We start from the raw sequence: 16513 nt of genomic DNA, 5'->3' as shown, positions 1-16513 counted from the left end.
GGATGCACGGCAGCCAGCCGCCGCCGGTGTAGGCGCTGTTGTCGGTGTACGACGGCACCAACCGCTCACGCAACGACGTCGGCGGCCGATCCCGAAACCCGAACCGAGCCAGTGACCACGCCCAACCACGCGGCTCCGGACGTGCGGTCCCCGTGTCGCCGGGGGACTCCGCATCCCCCTGGGGGGCATGCTTTCGGGTCGGCTGATCGGTCGCCACGTCACTCGTCACCGGAGCATCGTATTGACGCGCGGGCGAGACCGGGCGCGCGAAAGGAGAGGATGGCCGCGTGGAACACGAACAGCACACCTCTCAGAGCGGCGTACTCGTACTGGCCGGCACCCCCATCGGCGACGTCGGCGACGCGCCCGCGCGCCTCGCCGCGGAGCTGGGCACGGCCGACGTGGTGGCCGCCGAGGACACCCGCCGGCTGCGCAGACTGGCCGGCGCGCTCGGCGTCGAGGTGCCGGGGCGCGTGGTGTCGTACTTCGAGGGCAACGAGGCGGCGCGCACCCCGGACCTGGTCCGGGCGTTGCGCGAGGGCAAGCGGGTGCTCCTGGTCACCGATGCCGGGATGCCGTCGGTGTCCGACCCCGGCTATCGCCTGGTCGAGGCCGCGGTGGCGGAGGACATCCGGGTGACGGCCGTACCGGGACCGTCGGCGGTGCTGACCGCGCTGGCCCTGTCCGGTCTGCCGGTGGACCGGTTCTGCTTCGAGGGCTTCCTGCCCCGCAAGGCCGGGGAGCGGTCCCGACGCCTGGCCGAGTTGGCCGCCGAGCCGCGCACGATGGTGTTCTTCGAGGCGCCGCACCGGCTCGCCGAGTCGCTGGCGGCGATGGCCGAGGCGCTGGGCGCCGAACGGCGCGGCGCGGTGTGTCGCGAGTTGACCAAGACGTACGAGGAGGTCCGCCGGGACACCCTGGCCGAACTCGCCGTGTGGGCGGAGCCGGGTGTGCGCGGCGAGATCACCGTGGTGGTCGCGGGCGCGCCGCCGGCCGACCCGTCGCAGCTCGGTCCGGCCGACCTCGTCGCGCTGGTGGCCGGACGCGAGGCCGCCGGACAGCCGCGCAAGGAGGCGATCGCGGCGGTGGCCGCGGAGGTCGGCGTGCCCAAGCGCACGGTCTTCGACGCGGTGGTGGCGGCCAAGGCGACCAAGTAGCCCGGGCCCCGGGCTGCCGCGGGGCACCCGGCCGAGCCGGTTGCCCGACCCGAGGCGACCGGCCCGCCCGAGCCGTCCGGCCCCCGGCGATCCGTCCGCCCGGCCGCCCCGGCGGAGCACACGCCCCCACGCTCCGAACGCCCCACCCCACCCACCCGGAACGCTGTGTGCACGATCCGCGACAGCACGTGCCCGCTCCGTCCGCGCAAGCGCACGGCGCGACGGTCAAGCGCGTGCAACGGGCAGGTAGGGCGCTGCACTCGATCGGGTGATGAGTCTTTCGGAATATCAATATTCCGTAGTGCCCCCCGTCAAGGAACCGTTCGGGTCGATACGTCACCGCCCCCTCGGGCATTCCATGGATACCGGTCACGGGAAGCCCTCGAACCAGTCGGCGGGCCCACCCGTGTGAGGAGGTCGTCATGGAGAACCCGACGGTGGTGCACGAGTCCTACTCCTTCGTCTGTATGTCGTGTGGTCGAGGCTGGGAACGCGACTACGAGATTCACCACGCGACCGATCTGCACGGATTGCGACTGTGCCGTTACTACTCGGAGGGGACCCTTGTGCCGTCCCCGTTCACCAAGCCGGCGTGCGAGCACTGCGACGGCACCCGGCTGCGGATACTGCCCGCCGGACGGGTCGCCTCGGTCGCCGGCACGCCCAGGCCGGTCAAGCCGGTGAAGGCCGTCAAGCCGATCAAGGCCGCGAAGCCGGACAAGGTGCCCGCCCCGCGCGGCGCCTCGCGGTGGCACCTGCCCTCGCTGCACCGCTCCGCCTGACCCCCGTCCGGCCCGCCCGGACGCCGCCGTCCGCCCCCGGGGATACTCGGGGGCGGACGGCGTCCCGCCGGCCGTAGGATTCCGGGTATGGCGGCCACTGGAACCACTGAACACACTGCGGGCGAGCGCACGAAGGCGTTCTATGTCACAACGCCCATTTACTACGTAAATGACGCCCCGCACCTGGGCCACGCCTATACGACCGTCGCAGGCGACGTGCTCACCCGCTGGCACCGCCAGCGCGGCGAGAAGGTGTGGTTCCTCACCGGCACGGACGAGCACGGTCAAAAGATCATGCGCACGGCCGAGGCGAACGGGGTCACTCCGCAGGAGTGGTGCGACAAGCTGGTCACGGAGGCGTGGAAGCCGCTGTGGGAGCACCTGGAGATCGCCAACGACGACTTCATCCGCACCACCGAGCTGCGACACACCGCCCGGGTCCAGGAGTTCGTCCAGGACCTGTTCGACAAGGGCGAGATCTACAAGGGTGGCTACGAGGGCCCGTACTGCGTCGCGTGCGAGGAGTACAAGGCGCCGGGTGACCTGCTCGACGGCGAGGACGGGCAGAAGTTGTGCCCCATCCACAAGCGCCCGGTGGAGATGCTCAAGGAGGAGAACTACTTCTTCAAGCTCTCCGAGTACGGTCCGCGCCTGCTGGAGTTCTACGAGGCCAACCCCGACTTCATCCAGCCGGCGTCGGCCCGCAACGAGGTGCTGCAGTTCGTCCGGCAGGGCCTGCAGGACCTGTCCATCTCGCGGTCCACGTTCGACTGGGGCATCCCGGTGCCGTGGGACCCGAAGCACGTCATCTACGTGTGGATCGACGCGCTGCTCAACTACGCCACCGCCGTCGGCTACGGCGCGGACCAGGCGAAGTTCGAGCAGACCTTCCCGGCCGACGTGCACCTGGTCGGCAAGGACATCCTGCGCTTTCACGCGGTGATCTGGCCCGCGATGCTGATGGCCAACGGCCTGCCGGTGCCCGGACGGGTGTTCGCGAACGGCTGGCTGATGGTCGGCGGCGAGAAGATGAGCAAGTCGAACCTGACCGGCATCTCGCCGCGGCAGCTCACCGACCACTTCGGCGTCGACGCCTACCGCTACTACTTCCTGCGCGCGATCCAGTTCGGCCAGGACGGGTCGTTCTCGTGGGAGGACTTCTCCGCGCGGTACACCTCCGAGCTGGCCAACGACTTCGGCAACCTGGCCTCGCGCGTGGCGGCCATGGTCGGCAAGTACTTCGACGGCGCGCTGCCCGCCTCCACCGCCGACGGGGACGCCGAGGGTGTGCTGCACAGCGCGCTGATCGAGACGGTCTCGCTCGCCGACGACCGGGTCCGCGCGCTCGACTTCCAGGCCGGTCTGGACGCCGTGTTCGGCTACGTGAAGCTGGTCAACGGCTACATCACGGAGCAGGAGCCGTGGAAGGTGGCCAAGGACGACAGCCCCGAGGGTCGGGCCCGGCTGGCCACGATCCTGTACACCTCCGCCGAGTCGCTGCGTGCGCTCGCCGTGCTGCTCAACCCGGTGATGCCGGAGACCGCGCACAAGTTGTGGGACTCGCTCGGCGCCGAGGCCCACCTGGGCGCGCTCGACGCGCAGCACGTGCAGGACGCGGGCCGCTGGGGGCAGTTGCCCGAAGGGGCCGTGGTCACCAAGGGCGCGGTGTTGTTCCCGAGGCTGGAAGAGAAGAAGGCGGACGCGTAGGTGAGCAAGCGCAAGCGGCGGGACGGCGGGCCTCGGGACACCACCCCGCCGCCCGCCCCGGATCCGCTGCGGGTGCCGGTCTGGGACGCGCACACGCATCTGGACCTCCAGGACACGACGCCCGCCGACGCGTTGTCGGCCGCCGCCGCGGTCGGCGTGGACACCCTCGTCCAGGTCGGCATCGACGTACCGTCCTCGGTCTGGGCGGCGCGCACGGCCGCCGCGCACGAGCGGGTACACGCCACCGTGGCGCTGCACCCGAACGAGGCGCCGCGGATCGTGCTCGGCGACCCCGACGGATGGTCCGGACAGCGGCGCCCGCCCGGCGGGGCGGCCGCCCTGGACGCGGCGATCGCCGAGATCGACCGGCTCGCCGCGCTGCCGCACGTGCGCGGGGTCGGCGAGACCGGCCTGGACTACTTCCGCACCGGCGACGAGGGAGTGGCGACCCAGCAGGAGTCGTTCCGCCGGCACATCGAGATCGCCAAGCGGCATCGCAAGCCGCTGGTGATCCACGACCGCGAGGCGCACGCCGACGTGTTGCGGATCCTGGCCGAGGAGGGCGCCCCGGAACGGGTCGTCTTCCACTGCTTCTCGGGTGACGCCGAGATGGCGAAGACCTGCGCCGAGCACGGCTACGTGATGTCCTTCGCGGGCAATGTGACCTACCCCAGCGCGCAGCCGCTGCGCGACGCGCTGACGGTGGCCCCGACCGAGCTGATCCTGGTCGAGACCGACGCGCCGTTCCTGACCCCGGTGCCCTACCGGGGCCGCCCCAACGCGCCCTACCTCGTGCCGATCACGGTGCGGGCGATGGCCGAGGTCAAGGGCCTGGCCGAGGACGAGTTGGCCGCCGCGCTCGCGGCCAACGCCGAACGCGCGTTCGCGCCCGCGTAGTTGCCCCACCGGCCCGCCGCGGGCCGGTGCGGGCCGCCGCCCGTCACCCGGACGACCGGGCGGCGGCCGGCACGCGTCCCGGGCCGGTGTACAGTCCGGTGCTCGTCGGGCGGAACCTCGGCCCGCACCCGGGATCACACCCCCGGACCCGACCCCCGGAATCCCCTCAGGAGCACCCTTGAGTCGTTCCGCCGGCTCCGCCCGCAGGCGTACCTCCGCCCGGGCGGGCCGGGGCGGCAGCCGCCCCGGCCCGTCCCTGCGCTCGCTCGTCCCGCAGGCCCTGGTGGTCGCCGTCCTGGTCGGCGGCACCACCGCCTTCGTCGCCTACGACAAGACGGTCAAGCTCGTCGTGGACGGCGAGGAGCGCACCGTGCACACGTTCGCCTCCGACGTCTCCGGGCTGCTCGACCGCCAGGACGTCAAGGTCGGCGAGCACGACATCGTCGCGCCCGGCCGCAAGGCGGGCATCGAGGACGGCGACCGCATCGCGGTGCGCTACGGCCGCCTGCTGACCCTGACCGTCGACGGCCGGCCGCAGCAGGTCTGGGTGACCGCGAAGTCGGTGTCCGAGGCGCTGGAGCAGGTCGGGGTGCGGGCGGACGGCGCCTACCTGTCCGTCTCGCGCGATCTGCCGATCGGCCGGCAGGGGCTCAACCTGGACGTGCGCACCGAACGCGCGATCACCTTCCTGGTCGACGGCAGGACCATCCCGCTGCGGACCAACGCGGCCACCGTGCAGGCCGCCCTGGAGCAGGCGGGCATCGCGATAGGGCCGCAGGACCGGATGGACGTGCCGACCGACGCGTATCCGCAGCAGGGGCAGACCATCTCGATCCTGCGGGTCACCGGCAGCACGGTCACCAAGGACGAGAAGCTTCCGTTCAAGACGGTCAAGCAGGACGACCCGACCCAGTTCAAGGGCACCGAGGAGGTCGCCACCAAGGGCGTGACCGGGCTGAAGCAGATCACCTACTCCTACGAGACGATCAACGGCGTCAAGCAGGAGCCGCGCAAGGTCTCGGAGAAGGTGATCAAGGAGCCGGTCACCCAGATCGTCAAGGTCGGCACCAAGGAGATGCCGAACTCGGTGGCCGGGGCCGACCAGCTCAACTGGAACGCGCTCGCGCAGTGCGAGTCGGGCGGCCGGGCGAACGTGGTGGACGGGTCGGGGACCTATCACGGGCTCTACCAGTTCGACGCGCAGACCTGGCAGTCGATGGGCGGTACCGGGGTGGCCAGCCAGGCACCCGCGTCCGAGCAGACATATCGGGCAAAGCTCATGTATGTCCAGCGCGGGGCGAGTCCGTGGCCGCTGTGCGGCAGTAGGCTCTTCTCGTGAGTGATCTTCCCGCGGGACCGGGACTCCTCGGTGCCGCGGACATCCGTGCGCTCGCCGAGGCCCTGGGTGTGCGCCCGACCAAGCAGCTCGGCCAGAACTTCGTGATCGACGCCAACACGGTGCGCCGCATCGTGCGCACCGCCGGGGTGCGGCCCGACGACGTGGTCGTCGAGATCGGTCCCGGCCTGGGCTCGTTGACCCTGGCCCTGCTCGAAAGCGCCGCGCGAGTGGTCGCGATCGAGATCGACCCGGTCCTGGCCCGGCACCTGCCGACCACGATCGCGGCCCGCATGCCGGAGCGGGCGGCCGATTTCGCGCTGGTGCACGCCGACGCCATGACGGTCGCCGAGCTGCCCGGCCCGGCGCCCACCGCGCTGGTGGCGAACCTGCCCTACAACGTCTCGGTGCCGGTGTTGCTGCACATGCTCCAGACGTTCCCCTCGCTCGATCGACTCCTGGTGATGGTGCAGTCCGAGGTGGCCGACCGGCTCGCGGCCACGCCCGGCGGCAAGGTGTACGGGGTGCCGTCGGTCAAGGCCGCCTGGTACGCGGACGTCAAACGCGCGGGCGCGATCGGCCGCAACGTGTTCTGGCCCGCGCCCAACGTCGACTCCGGCCTGGTGTCGTTCGTCCGCCGCGATCCGCCGCCGACCACCGCGACCCGCGCGGAGGTGTTCGCGGTGGTGGACGCGGCCTTCGCGCAGCGGCGCAAGACGCTGCGCGCGGCGCTGGCGGGCTGGGCCGGCTCGGCGGCCGGGGCCGAGGAGGCGCTGCGCGCCGCCGGGATCGACCCGCGCACGCGCGGCGAGGCGCTGGGGGTGGCGGAGTTCGCCCGGATCGCCGAGCACCGGCCCGACAGCCGGCCCGACAACCGCCCCGCCGGCGCCCCGAACGAGCCCCGCGACTGAGGGCCGGGTGCCGCCGTCGATACCATCGGCGACGGTGCCGGGGAGTTCGCACGGCCCGCGTCCGAAGAGGCCCGACAGGGCCACGAAGGAGTTCCACCAGCCGTGTCTTCCGTTACCGTCAGCGTTCCCGCGAAGGTCAATCTGCAGCTCGCGGTCGGTGGCGTGCGGCCCGACGGCTTCCACGAGCTGGTCAGCGTCTTCCACGCCGTGTCGCTGTACGACGAGGTTTCCGTCACGTCGGCGGACCGGCTCACGGTGACCTGTGAGGGCGAGGGCGTCGGCGATGTCCCGCTGGACCACAACAACCTGGCCGCGCGCGCGGCGATCCTGCTCGCCGACCGGCTCGGCCGCGAGCCGAACGTGGGCATCCACATCCGCAAGGGCATCCCGGTCGCGGGCGGCATGGCCGGCGGCAGCGCGGACGCCGCGGCCACGCTGCTCGCGTGCGACACGCTGTGGCGCGGCGACACCCCGCGCCCGATGTTGCGCCGGCTCGGCGCGGAGCTGGGCAGCGACGTACCGTTCTCCGACCTGGGCGGGACCGCGATCGGCACCGGGCGGGGCGAGCGGCTGGCGTCGGTGCCGACCACGGCGCGCTTCCACTGGGTCTTCGCGCTCGCCGACGGCGGGCTGTCCACGCCCGCCGTCTACGGCGAGTGCGACCGGCTGCGCGAGCTGGCCGGCGAGCCGGTCGGGCCGCCGGAGCCGCGGGCCGAGCTGATCGCCGCGCTGCGGGCGGGCGACGCGCGCGCGCTGGGCGCGAACCTGGTCAACGATCTGCAACCGGCCGCACTGTCCCTGCGGCCCGCGCTGGCCGCGACGCTCGCGGCGGGCATGGCCGCGGGCGCCGTCGGCTCGCTGGTCTCCGGCTCCGGACCCACCTGCGCGTTCCTGGCGCCGGATCGGGAGACGGCCCGGCTGGTGGCCGAGCGGCTGACCGGATCGGGCACCTGCCGGGCCGCGCGGGTCGCGTTCGGCGCGGTGCCCGGGGCCCGGGTACTGCCGCGCCGGGTCGTTCCGGTGGAGCGCGAGAACACGGTGTAGTGGAGACCGTTAGTCTTGGTCGAATGCGAGCGTTGCGGTATGGCGGTTCGGTCTGATGGCGAACCTGGTCAATCTTGAGTCAGTCGGCAAGGCGTACGTCATGCGCACCCTGCTCGACGAAGTGTCCCTCGGCGTGGCCGAGGGCGACCGGATCGGGGTCGTGGGTCGCAACGGTGACGGCAAGACCACGCTGATCCGGGTGATGGCCCAGCGGGAACCGGTCGATTCGGGCCGGGTCACCCACGTGGGCGGGCTCAGCCTGGGCATCCTCAGCCAGCAGGACGACCTCGACCCGACGGCCACCGTACGGCGCGAGATCGTCGGCGACCGGCCCGAGCACGAGTGGGCGGGCGACGCGCGCATCCGCGACGTGCTGACCGGGCTGTTCGGCGGGTTGTCCATGCCCGGCTTCGAGAGCGGCATCGACTCGGTGATCGGCCCGCTGTCCGGCGGCGAGCGGCGCCGGATCGCGCTGGCCAAGCTGCTGATCGAAGAGCACGACCTGATCATCCTCGACGAGCCGACCAACCACCTCGACGTCGAGGGCATCGCCTGGCTGGCCGGACACCTCAAGACCCGGCGCTCCGCGCTCGTCGTGGTCACCCACGACCGCTGGTTCCTGGACGAGGTCTGCACCCGCACGTGGGACGTGCAGGGCGGCAAGGTGCACGACTACGAGGGCGGCTACTCGGCGTACGTCCTGGCCCGCGCCGAGCGCGCGCGGATCGCGAGCACCGAGGAGACCAAGCGGCAGAACCTGGTCCGCAAGGAGCTGGCCTGGCTGCGCCGCGGCGCCCCCGCGCGCACCTCCAAGCCCAAGTTCCGGATCGAGGCGGCGAACGAGCTGATCGCCGACGAACCGCCGCCGCGCGACACCCTCGCGCTGCGCGGCTTCGCCAACGCGCGCCTGGGCAAGACCGTGTTCGAACTGCTCGACGTCCGGATCGAGGCGGGCCCCAAGACCCTCCTGGAGCACCTGACCTGGAACCTGGGCCCGGGCGACCGGATCGGCCTGGTCGGGGTCAACGGCGCGGGCAAGACCTCGCTGCTGCGCGCGCTCAAGGACGCGGCCTACGAGGACCGCCAACCCGCCGCGGGCAAGATCGTGGTCGGGCGCACCGTCAAGCTCGCCTACCTCTCCCAGGAAGTCGTCGAACTGCCGGGCACGCTGCGCGTGTTGGAGGCGGTCTCCCAGGTGCGCGAGCGGGTCGAGATCGGCAAGGGCAAGGAGCTGACCGCCGGTCAGCTGTGCGAGCAGTTCGGCTTCACCGGCGAGAAGCAGTGGACGCCCGTTTCCGACCTGTCCGGTGGCGAGCGGCGCCGGTTGCAGCTGCTGCGGTTGCTGATGGACGAGCCGAACGTGCTGTTCATGGACGAACCGACCAACGACCTCGACATCGAGACGCTGACCCAGCTGGAGGACCTGCTCGACGGCTGGCCGGGCTCGCTGGTGATCGTCAGCCACGACCGCTACTTCGTCGAGCGCACCACCGACACGGTGCTCGCGCTGCTCGGCGACCGCACGTTGCGGATGTTGCCGGGCGGCATCGAGGAATACCTCCAGCGCCGGCACGCCGTCGTCGAGGCGGGTGCCACGGCCGCCGCGCCGGTCCGCCGCAGCGGTGGGGACACCCGGGCGGCGAAGAAGGAACTCCAGCGGGTCGAGCGGCAGTTGACCAAGCTGGCCGACCGGGAGAAGAAGGTGCACGACGGCCTGGCCGAGCACGCCACCGACTTCGACAAGGTCTCCGCGCTCGACGCCGAACTGCGCGCGATCCGGGACGAGCGGGACGAGTTGGAGATGCGCTGGCTGGAACTGGCCGAAGAGGCCGAATAGTTCGTAGCGGGAGACCCGGCGATGGGATATGTCGGGTATTCCGCCCGTTCGTGGTTCACCGAATCGATACCCGGTCACCGTCCGAAGCGAGGGTTTACCCCGTACCCATCGGTCATATCGGCTGGGTAGTCTGGGGACTACTGATACGGGTGCGCCGCGATGCGCCGCCTCGGATGTGGGGCACGCGCGGTGTGTTGGTAACTAGCTGCGTGGTGACGGGGTGAGGTATCGGCTCCACGCACGGGGGAGTGTGGCAGATGGTGCTCATTGCGGATATCGGTGACGGCGGGCCCGTAGGGGTCTCGTCGTCGGACATGCAGGCGCTGTCCGTCGGTCTGGAATCGATGGTGCAGTTCCAGAAGGACGTCCAGCGCGCGCTGGACGACCTGGACGCATCCACCGCGGCACCGCACAAGCTGGTGGACAACCGCGTCGAGCTGGACGCCTCGGGCAACTTCGGCGAGGCGATCCGGCTGTGGTCGGCCTACGTCGACGTGCGCTCGGAGCTGATCGACCTGTCGACGCAGCTCAAGCGCCAGATCGAGGCGATGCAGATGACCGTCCAGTACGTGCAGGGCACGTACGAGGGCAACGAGGCGGAGTTCACCGCCAAGTACAAGGCTCTGCAACAGGACTACGCGAACAACGCGCCGGCTCCCGCGCCGCCGGCGAAGACCCCCTGAGCGGGGTCCGATTCGACGTGACGGGAACTACGGGGACGGGGTGACGTGATGGTTGCGGATGCGGGCGGTGGCGGTGGGTGGGGAGATGGTCCCACCAAGTTCGACGAGTTTTCGCACGAGGCGCTGAAGAAGATGATCGACGGCGCGCGACCCGCCGAACTGACGGCATCGGGAAAGGCGTTGCTCGATGCCAAGGAGACGCTGGAGACGCTGACGACGGCGTTGGAGACGCGGATCAGCCGACTGGAGTGGAAGGGCAAGTCGGCCGACGGCTTCCGCGACTGGGCCGGGAAGGTCATGGTCGCGACGCGCAAGTTCGCCGAGCACTCGGGCGCGGTCGGCACCGCGATGGACCACGCGGGCAGCGAGTTGAGCTTCGCGCTGCTGACCATGCCGGAGGTGCCGGCGAACGCCAAGGTCATCGTGGACAGCAACGGTGACAAGAAGCTGCTGTGCCAACCCGGCGACAGCCCCGACAAGAAGGTCCTGGTCGAGTCGGCCAAGACCGAGTTGGAGAAGGCGCGCCAGGAGGCCATCCGGCGGATGGAGAGCCTGGGCAGCACCTACACGGTGACCACCGAGACGCTCGCCAAGGCACCGGCGGTGGAATTCCCGCCGCTGCCCGCGCTGCCGCAGGTGACGCACAAGGGGGGCGGCGGTACGACCGGCGACCCCCGGCGGACCGGCAACAACTCGACGGTGCGGACCACGACCGGCCGTGACGGCGGGACGCTGATCCCCGGGCACGGGCCCAACGGGGACGGCGGCGTGGTGTACTCCGGCTCCGACGGCTCGGGTTCGGGCGGCTCGGGGTCCGGGGGCGTCGGGGGTTCCGGTGGCTACGTGCCGCCGGTCGGTACCGACCTCCAGGGCACCGGCCCGTTCCAGAACGGGCCCACGCCGGTGTTGGACGGTCCCCCCGGCCCCACGGGTCCCGGTCTGCCCGGTCCCGGTGGCAGCGGTCCCTTCCAGCAGAATCCGCCCGGTGGTCTGCCCGGCGGCTTCCCGCCGGCGTCGGGCGGCGGCAAGGTCGGCATTCCGCCCGGTGGCAAGACCGGGATCACCAAGGCCCAGTTGACCTCGAACCCGCTTCCCGGCAACGGGCGCAACCCCAACGTCCAGTCCTCGACCGAGCCGGTCAGCGGCGGTCGGCCCTTCGGACGCGGCCCGGGTGGCGGCGGTGGCGGCGAGCACCCGTCCGGCGGTCGCCTTGGCGGCAAGCCAGGGGGCGCGGGTGGGCGCCGGTTCACCGGGCAGAGCGGTGGCGTGGTCGGCGGCACTCCGCGTACCGCGAGCGGGGCGGGCCAGTTCTCCTCCGGCGGCACCGGTCTGGCCGGTCGGGCCGGCGCGGGTGCGGGCGGTCGGGCCGGCGCCGGTCGCGGCGGGATGCGCGGCGGCGGGATGGGCGCGGGCGGCGGGGAGCGCGACCAGCGCAACCGGCGGCAGCGCGCCGACTACCTGCGCGAGGAGGAGGAGACGTGGGTGGGCGACCGCACCGCGGCTCCGCCGGTGGTGGATTGATCGGTCGGTAGGACTCGGGATCGGCCCCATCCGCGTGTGTCGCGGGTGGGGCCGATTTTCGTGCCCGGGAACGGAACGGGTGGGGCTCGGACTTCGTGCTCGGCAACGGACCGGGTGGGCCCCGGACTTCGTGCCCGGGGAACAGAAGGGGACGTGGCGGAGGCGGGTGGCGTTCCCTCGCGCAAACGGCAAACACCAAACTCTCGGGCGTTTGGGCAAAACCGCGACGGCGGCCCGAGGCGGGCCGTACGCTGAATCCCGAGTGCCGGTGGTTGCCTGCGCGGCTGTTGGTCCACCCGATGCGCCTGGGCCGCAAGTGACGCCGTGATCGTGGGGCCGTCGGGGGTTGTGGGGGCAATAGGGGCAGTTGCGTACGACCGCCGGGGTGGGCGTGGTGCGACGAGGCGGGACGCCTGGCTGCACCGGCGGGTCGGTGCCGCGTGTGGTCGGTGCACGATCCGAGGCCGATCACGCTGCTCCTGACCGAGGGGGGCTTGATGGGTCGGAGTTCGGCAGCGACGGACATATCCGGAGCGGGTCTGCGGACCCTGGTCGTGGGGGCCGGGTCGGCGGGCAGCGCGTTGGCGAGGGATCTTTTGCGGACGCCCGAATTCGGGTTGCGTCCGATCGGATTTCTCGACGACGATCCCGAAAAGGACGGGGTCCGGGTCGCCGACGCGGACAATCCACAACATCTGCTTCCGGTCCTGGGCGGTCTCGACGCCCTGACCGACGTGGCATTGGAGCACGGCATCGAGGTGGTCGTCCTGGCCATCCCGGGCCTTCCGCACGAGGAGTTTCGCAAGGTCGCCGCCGGCGCGGCCGCGATCGGCGCCGCCGTGCGGTATCTGCCGTCCTTCCTGGTCGCGTTGCGGCGCGATGTGGTCGGCAGCGACATGCGCATGCTCGACGTCAACCGGCTGATCGGTCGGCAGGAGCTGCACGTGGTCTCGGCGTCGGTGCGCGAGGTGATCGCGGGGCGCCGGGTGCTGATCACCGGCGCCGGCGGCTCGATCGGCAGCGAGCTGTGCCGGCAGGTGTACGGCTTCGGACCGAGCCGGATGTACATGCTCGACCACGACGAGTCCAACCTCCACCGGTTGCAACTCGACGTGTGGGGCGAGGCGTTGCTCGACGACGAGTCGTTGGTCATCGCCGACATCCGGGATCGGCCGCGGATCGAGCAGCTCTTCCACGAACTCAAGCCGGAGGTGGTCTTCCACGCCGCCGCGCACAAGCACCTGCCGCTGCTGGAGCGGCATCCGTGCGAGGCGGTGAAGTCCAATGTGCTGGGTACGGAGAACCTGGTCCGGGCGGCCCTGGACATCGGGGTCGAGCGCTTCGTGCTGATCTCCACCGACAAGGCGGCGGATCCGGTCTCGGTACTCGGCGCCACCAAGCGGCTGGCCGAGCTGATCGTGCAGGCGAACACGCAGGCGCCCGGGGTGTTCGCGGGCGTGCGGTTCGGCAACGTGCTGGGCAGCCGCGGCTCGCTGCTGTCCGTACTGGCCGAGCAGTTGCGCGCCGGCGGCCCGGTCACCGTCACCCATCCCGACGTCACCCGGTTCTTCATGACCATCGAGGAGGCCGTCGGGCTGGTCCTGGAGGCGGGTCGGATGGCCCAGGGCGGGGAGATCTTCGTCCTCGACATGGGCGAGCCGGTACGGATCGTGGACCTGGTGCACAAGTTCGCCGAACAGGTGAACCTGCCCGACGTGCCGATCCGGTTCACCGGTCTGCGGCCCGGCGAGAAGCTCAACGAGGCGCTGTTCGCCGCCGGCGAGGAACGACTGCCCACCGAGCATCGGCGGATCCAGGCGACGGTGCCGCCGGGCCAGGCCCTGGACGCGGTGGTTCGGCTGCCGGAGCTGTACGAGGCGGCGGCGGTCAACGACACCAGGGCGGTGCGGGCGCTGCTGTCCGAACTGCTGCCGGGGTACACGACACCGGCGCCGAGCGTGGTCGAGGTGGTGTCCGCGCCGTATCCGGACGACTTCTAGACGATTTCCGAACACCGTTGGGACGGTAATCCCGTGACCGGTGGGGTGTGAGGCGCAGTACGGTGGCGGTGAGGCCCCTGTGCTGCGAAAGGCGGATCCTCCGTGATCGACCCCGAACTGAAGACGGCCCTGGACGCGATGCTCGGCGACCCGGAGCACTGGGTGCATGTGGGCACGGTGACCCCGACGGGGGAGCCGCACGTGACCCCGGTGATGCTGGCGTACGACGACGAGTACCTCTACCTCAGCCTCACCGGTCGCACCAAGAAGGCGAACCTGGAACACGATCCGCGGGTATGTCTGTCGATGGCGCGCGATGGCGACATCGCGCACGTCATCGTGTGGGGCGAGGTCGCCATGCGCGAGGACGAATGGGCGCAGGAGCGCTGGGAATTCGCGATGCGGCACATCCTGGGCGAGGCGGGGCTGGCGCAACAGCAGCGCCCGCTGTCCCGGGAGGGCACCAGCCTGGGCGTGGTCACCCCCAAGCGCTGGCGGGTGTTCGGTCTGGGTCCGGGGCCGGGATCATGACGTCGCTTCGGCGACGCCGGGCCGCCTCCTCGTCCACGGCGTGTTGGATCCCCGCCTGGGCGAACAACACCGAGGCCACGTAGCACGGCAGGGCGATCAACCCGGCGACCGGCACCACGTCCTCGGCCCGCATCAGGCCCATGGCGATCCCGAACAGCGCGAGGATCAGCGGCAACCAGCGCCGCCATGCGGCGAGTTCGTACATCCGGACAACCGTGCCCGCGCGGACGAGAACGCCCCCGCCGGCCACGGAGACGAAGAGAATCGCGAACAACTCCACGCGGAACCAAGCCCTTTCCGGCTTGTGACTGAAAACGATTGATCCCAGCAAACCAGAAGTGGCCGGAAAGTGCCGCCTGTTACGGCGGGAGCGGGCCCTGGGGTTTGGTGGGTGGATGGTGCGGCCGGGGTTCGGCGGCACGGTTCGCTGCTGTCCGGTTTGCCGGGTTCGGTGAGTGGATAGAGTCGAACCGGGAGGCCGTGGTGACAGACGGTACCGACGCGGTGGCGGCGGATGTGTGGACCCTCGATCGACCCGACGGGACCGACCGCACCGGTGCGCCCAGGGAGATGGCGGCGCCGAGTGCCGAACCGACGAACGCATCTCGCGGTGGCGATCGATCGAAGGAACCGACCACGACCGCTCGCCGCACGGGATCACGCACGCCTACGCGGATTTGTTGTGCGGTCTGCTGTGCGCGTGAACGGCGGCGTGGGCCGGCCGCCGGTCCGAGCCGGTCGGCCACGAAGGTCAGGAGGACCGGCATCGTGCCCGCGTCAACGCGTCATTCCCTGCGCCGTCCACACACGGGGTCCGGATCCCATGTCTGGCCGGGTCTCGACGAGTCGTTCGCGCGGCACACGGCTCGGCTGGCGCATACACCGCAGGGCCGGGAGCTGACCCGTTCCCTGGTCCTGCGGGACGGGGTCGCCCAACGGCCGCGCCCACTGGGGCCGCCGCTGTGCCTGCGGCCGGGACTGCGTTCGGAACTGGACGCCTTCCTCGCCGCGTACCACCGGCTGATCGAGACGATCCTGAGCGCGTACGACCACGATCCGCGACTGCGCCGTGTGCTCACCGTGCCCGAGCCGCTGCGCGAGGAGGTCGCCGCGGCGCGCGATCACCGCGTACATCTGATGCGGCTGGATCTGCTGCCCCATCCCGACGGAGGGCTGCGGGTACTGGAGACCAACGCGAACTGCCCCGCCGGGCTCACGGCGGCGGGTCGGGGTCGGGCCGCGTGGCGGGTGCTGCTGACCCGACACGGGGTCGCGCTGCCCGCGCCGCTGCCCGCCGACGTGCCCACCTGGACCGGCAGTTGGCTGGCCGATCTGGCGCTGCGGCACACCGGGGTCCGACCGCGCTCGGTTGCCCTGCTGTGTCCGCGGGGGGCCAATCGCAACGAGATCAACGACTACGAGGCCGGTCTGACGGCGATCGGGATCCGCGTGGTGCACGCCGATCCGCGCGAGCTGCGTACCGGCCCCGGCGGTACCACCGTCGTCGGCGGGGAGCCGATCGCGCACGCCTACGCCAAGATCGCGACCCGGGACCTGCTGCGCATGGGCGCCGACGCGCTGCCGTACCTGCGGGCGGTGCGGAAGCGGAGCCTCTTCGTCCAGAACGGACTGCGCGGCCGATTCCTCGGGGACAACAAGCTCTGCCTGGCCGTGTTGTCGGACCCGCAGTTCGCCGGCCTGTTCGATGCGGCCGACCACCGACGTGTGCGGCCGGCCATCCCTTGGTCACGCAACATCGCGCTGTGCGACGGCGCCGTTCTGCGCGCCGTGGGCCGTGACCGGGAGCGCTACGTCCTCAAGCACCCGCTCGACACGCGAGGTCGCGGGGTCGTCATCGGCCGGGAATCCCCGGACGCCGCCTGGGCCGGCGCGGTGGACCACGCCTGCGAATCCGGCTGGCTGGTCCAGGAGTACGTGCCCGCGCCGCGCGCGCCCGCCACCCCGAACGGGTCGGGCAGACGCCACGACCTCGCCCTCGGCGCCGTCGACGGCCGCCTGGTCTCCGCCTTCGCCCGCACCGGCCACGACGCACGCCTGAACGTGGCGCGCTCGGGCCGGTTGCATCCGGTGTACGTGTGAGGGTGGG

The 16513-nt window shown here is 71.5% G+C and carries 14 protein-coding genes and 1 pseudogene; 13 read left to right on the top strand and 2 right to left on the bottom strand.

Annotated features, from left to right (window positions below; all coding sequences use genetic code 11):
• Positions 1–229, bottom strand: a pseudogene (locus ACWGR4_RS45800) (hypothetical protein); the annotation flags it as partial.
• A 58-nt stretch (positions 230–287) separates the two neighbouring features.
• Here ACWGR4_RS45800 and rsmI point away from each other — a divergent pair.
• The 12 genes from rsmI (at position 288) to ACWGR4_RS45740 (ending at position 14406) form a co-directional block, all read left to right on the top strand.
• Positions 288–1157, top strand: coding sequence for a 16S rRNA (cytidine(1402)-2'-O)-methyltransferase (rsmI, locus tag ACWGR4_RS45795; protein ID WP_380014070.1), 870 nt, complete (start codon positions 288–290; stop codon positions 1155–1157).
• A 422-nt stretch (positions 1158–1579) separates the two neighbouring features.
• Entirely contained in the window at positions 1580–1939 is a 360-nt protein-coding gene (locus ACWGR4_RS45790) for a hypothetical protein (RefSeq protein ID WP_452131692.1), read from the top strand.
• 87 nt (positions 1940–2026) lie between these two features.
• On the top strand, positions 2027–3646 hold the full coding sequence (metG, locus tag ACWGR4_RS45785) for a methionine--tRNA ligase (RefSeq protein ID WP_380014076.1): 1620 nt from the start codon (positions 2027–2029) through the stop codon (positions 3644–3646).
• On the top strand, positions 3647–4543 hold the full coding sequence (locus ACWGR4_RS45780; RefSeq protein WP_380014079.1) for a TatD family hydrolase: 897 nt from the start codon (positions 3647–3649) through the stop codon (positions 4541–4543). It begins immediately after the preceding gene.
• Between the two features lie 178 nt (positions 4544–4721).
• Entirely contained in the window at positions 4722–5882 is a 1161-nt protein-coding gene (locus ACWGR4_RS45775; protein ID WP_452131693.1) for a ubiquitin-like domain-containing protein, read from the top strand.
• Positions 5879–6790, top strand: a complete 912-nt coding sequence (gene rsmA, locus ACWGR4_RS45770; RefSeq protein ID WP_380014085.1) for a 16S rRNA (adenine(1518)-N(6)/adenine(1519)-N(6))-dimethyltransferase RsmA — start codon at positions 5879–5881, stop codon at positions 6788–6790. The genes ACWGR4_RS45775 and rsmA overlap by 4 nt, the downstream gene beginning before the upstream one ends.
• A gap of 102 nt (positions 6791–6892) precedes the next feature.
• Entirely contained in the window at positions 6893–7834 is a 942-nt protein-coding gene (locus ACWGR4_RS45765) for a 4-(cytidine 5'-diphospho)-2-C-methyl-D-erythritol kinase (RefSeq protein ID WP_452131694.1), read from the top strand.
• Between the two features lie 52 nt (positions 7835–7886).
• A complete protein-coding gene (locus ACWGR4_RS45760; RefSeq protein WP_380014301.1) occupies positions 7887–9671 on the top strand; it encodes an ABC-F family ATP-binding cassette domain-containing protein in 1785 nt (594 codons plus the stop codon).
• A 257-nt stretch (positions 9672–9928) separates the two neighbouring features.
• On the top strand, positions 9929–10354 hold the full coding sequence (locus tag ACWGR4_RS45755; RefSeq protein WP_380014091.1) for a hypothetical protein: 426 nt from the start codon (positions 9929–9931) through the stop codon (positions 10352–10354).
• A gap of 48 nt (positions 10355–10402) precedes the next feature.
• Positions 10403–11875 carry a WXG100 family type VII secretion target gene (locus tag ACWGR4_RS45750; RefSeq protein ID WP_452131695.1) on the top strand — a complete coding sequence of 491 codons (1473 nt, stop codon included), beginning with the start codon at positions 10403–10405 and terminating at the stop codon, positions 11873–11875.
• A 497-nt stretch (positions 11876–12372) separates the two neighbouring features.
• A complete protein-coding gene (locus ACWGR4_RS45745) occupies positions 12373–13875 on the top strand; it encodes a polysaccharide biosynthesis protein (protein WP_380014097.1) in 1503 nt (500 codons plus the stop codon).
• Between the two features lie 102 nt (positions 13876–13977).
• On the top strand, positions 13978–14406 hold the full coding sequence (locus ACWGR4_RS45740) for a pyridoxamine 5'-phosphate oxidase family protein (RefSeq protein ID WP_078975872.1): 429 nt from the start codon (positions 13978–13980) through the stop codon (positions 14404–14406).
• Here ACWGR4_RS45740 and ACWGR4_RS45735 read toward each other — a convergent pair.
• Positions 14354–14686: a hypothetical protein gene (locus tag ACWGR4_RS45735; RefSeq protein ID WP_452131696.1), complete on the bottom strand. Its 333-nt coding sequence runs from the start codon at positions 14684–14686 to the stop codon at positions 14354–14356. The genes ACWGR4_RS45740 and ACWGR4_RS45735 overlap by 53 nt on opposite strands.
• Before the next feature lie 488 nt (positions 14687–15174).
• On the opposite strand from ACWGR4_RS45735, the gene ACWGR4_RS45730 reads away from it, so the two are divergent.
• Positions 15175–16506: a hypothetical protein gene (locus ACWGR4_RS45730; protein WP_452131697.1), complete on the top strand. Its 1332-nt coding sequence runs from the start codon at positions 15175–15177 to the stop codon at positions 16504–16506.
• The last annotated feature ends 7 nt before the right edge of the window (positions 16507–16513 follow it).

It is taken from the genome of Embleya sp. NPDC055664 (assembly GCF_053618075.1).
Note: the sequence above shows the minus strand (reverse complement) of the source record. Positions and strands in the feature narration are given on the sequence as shown.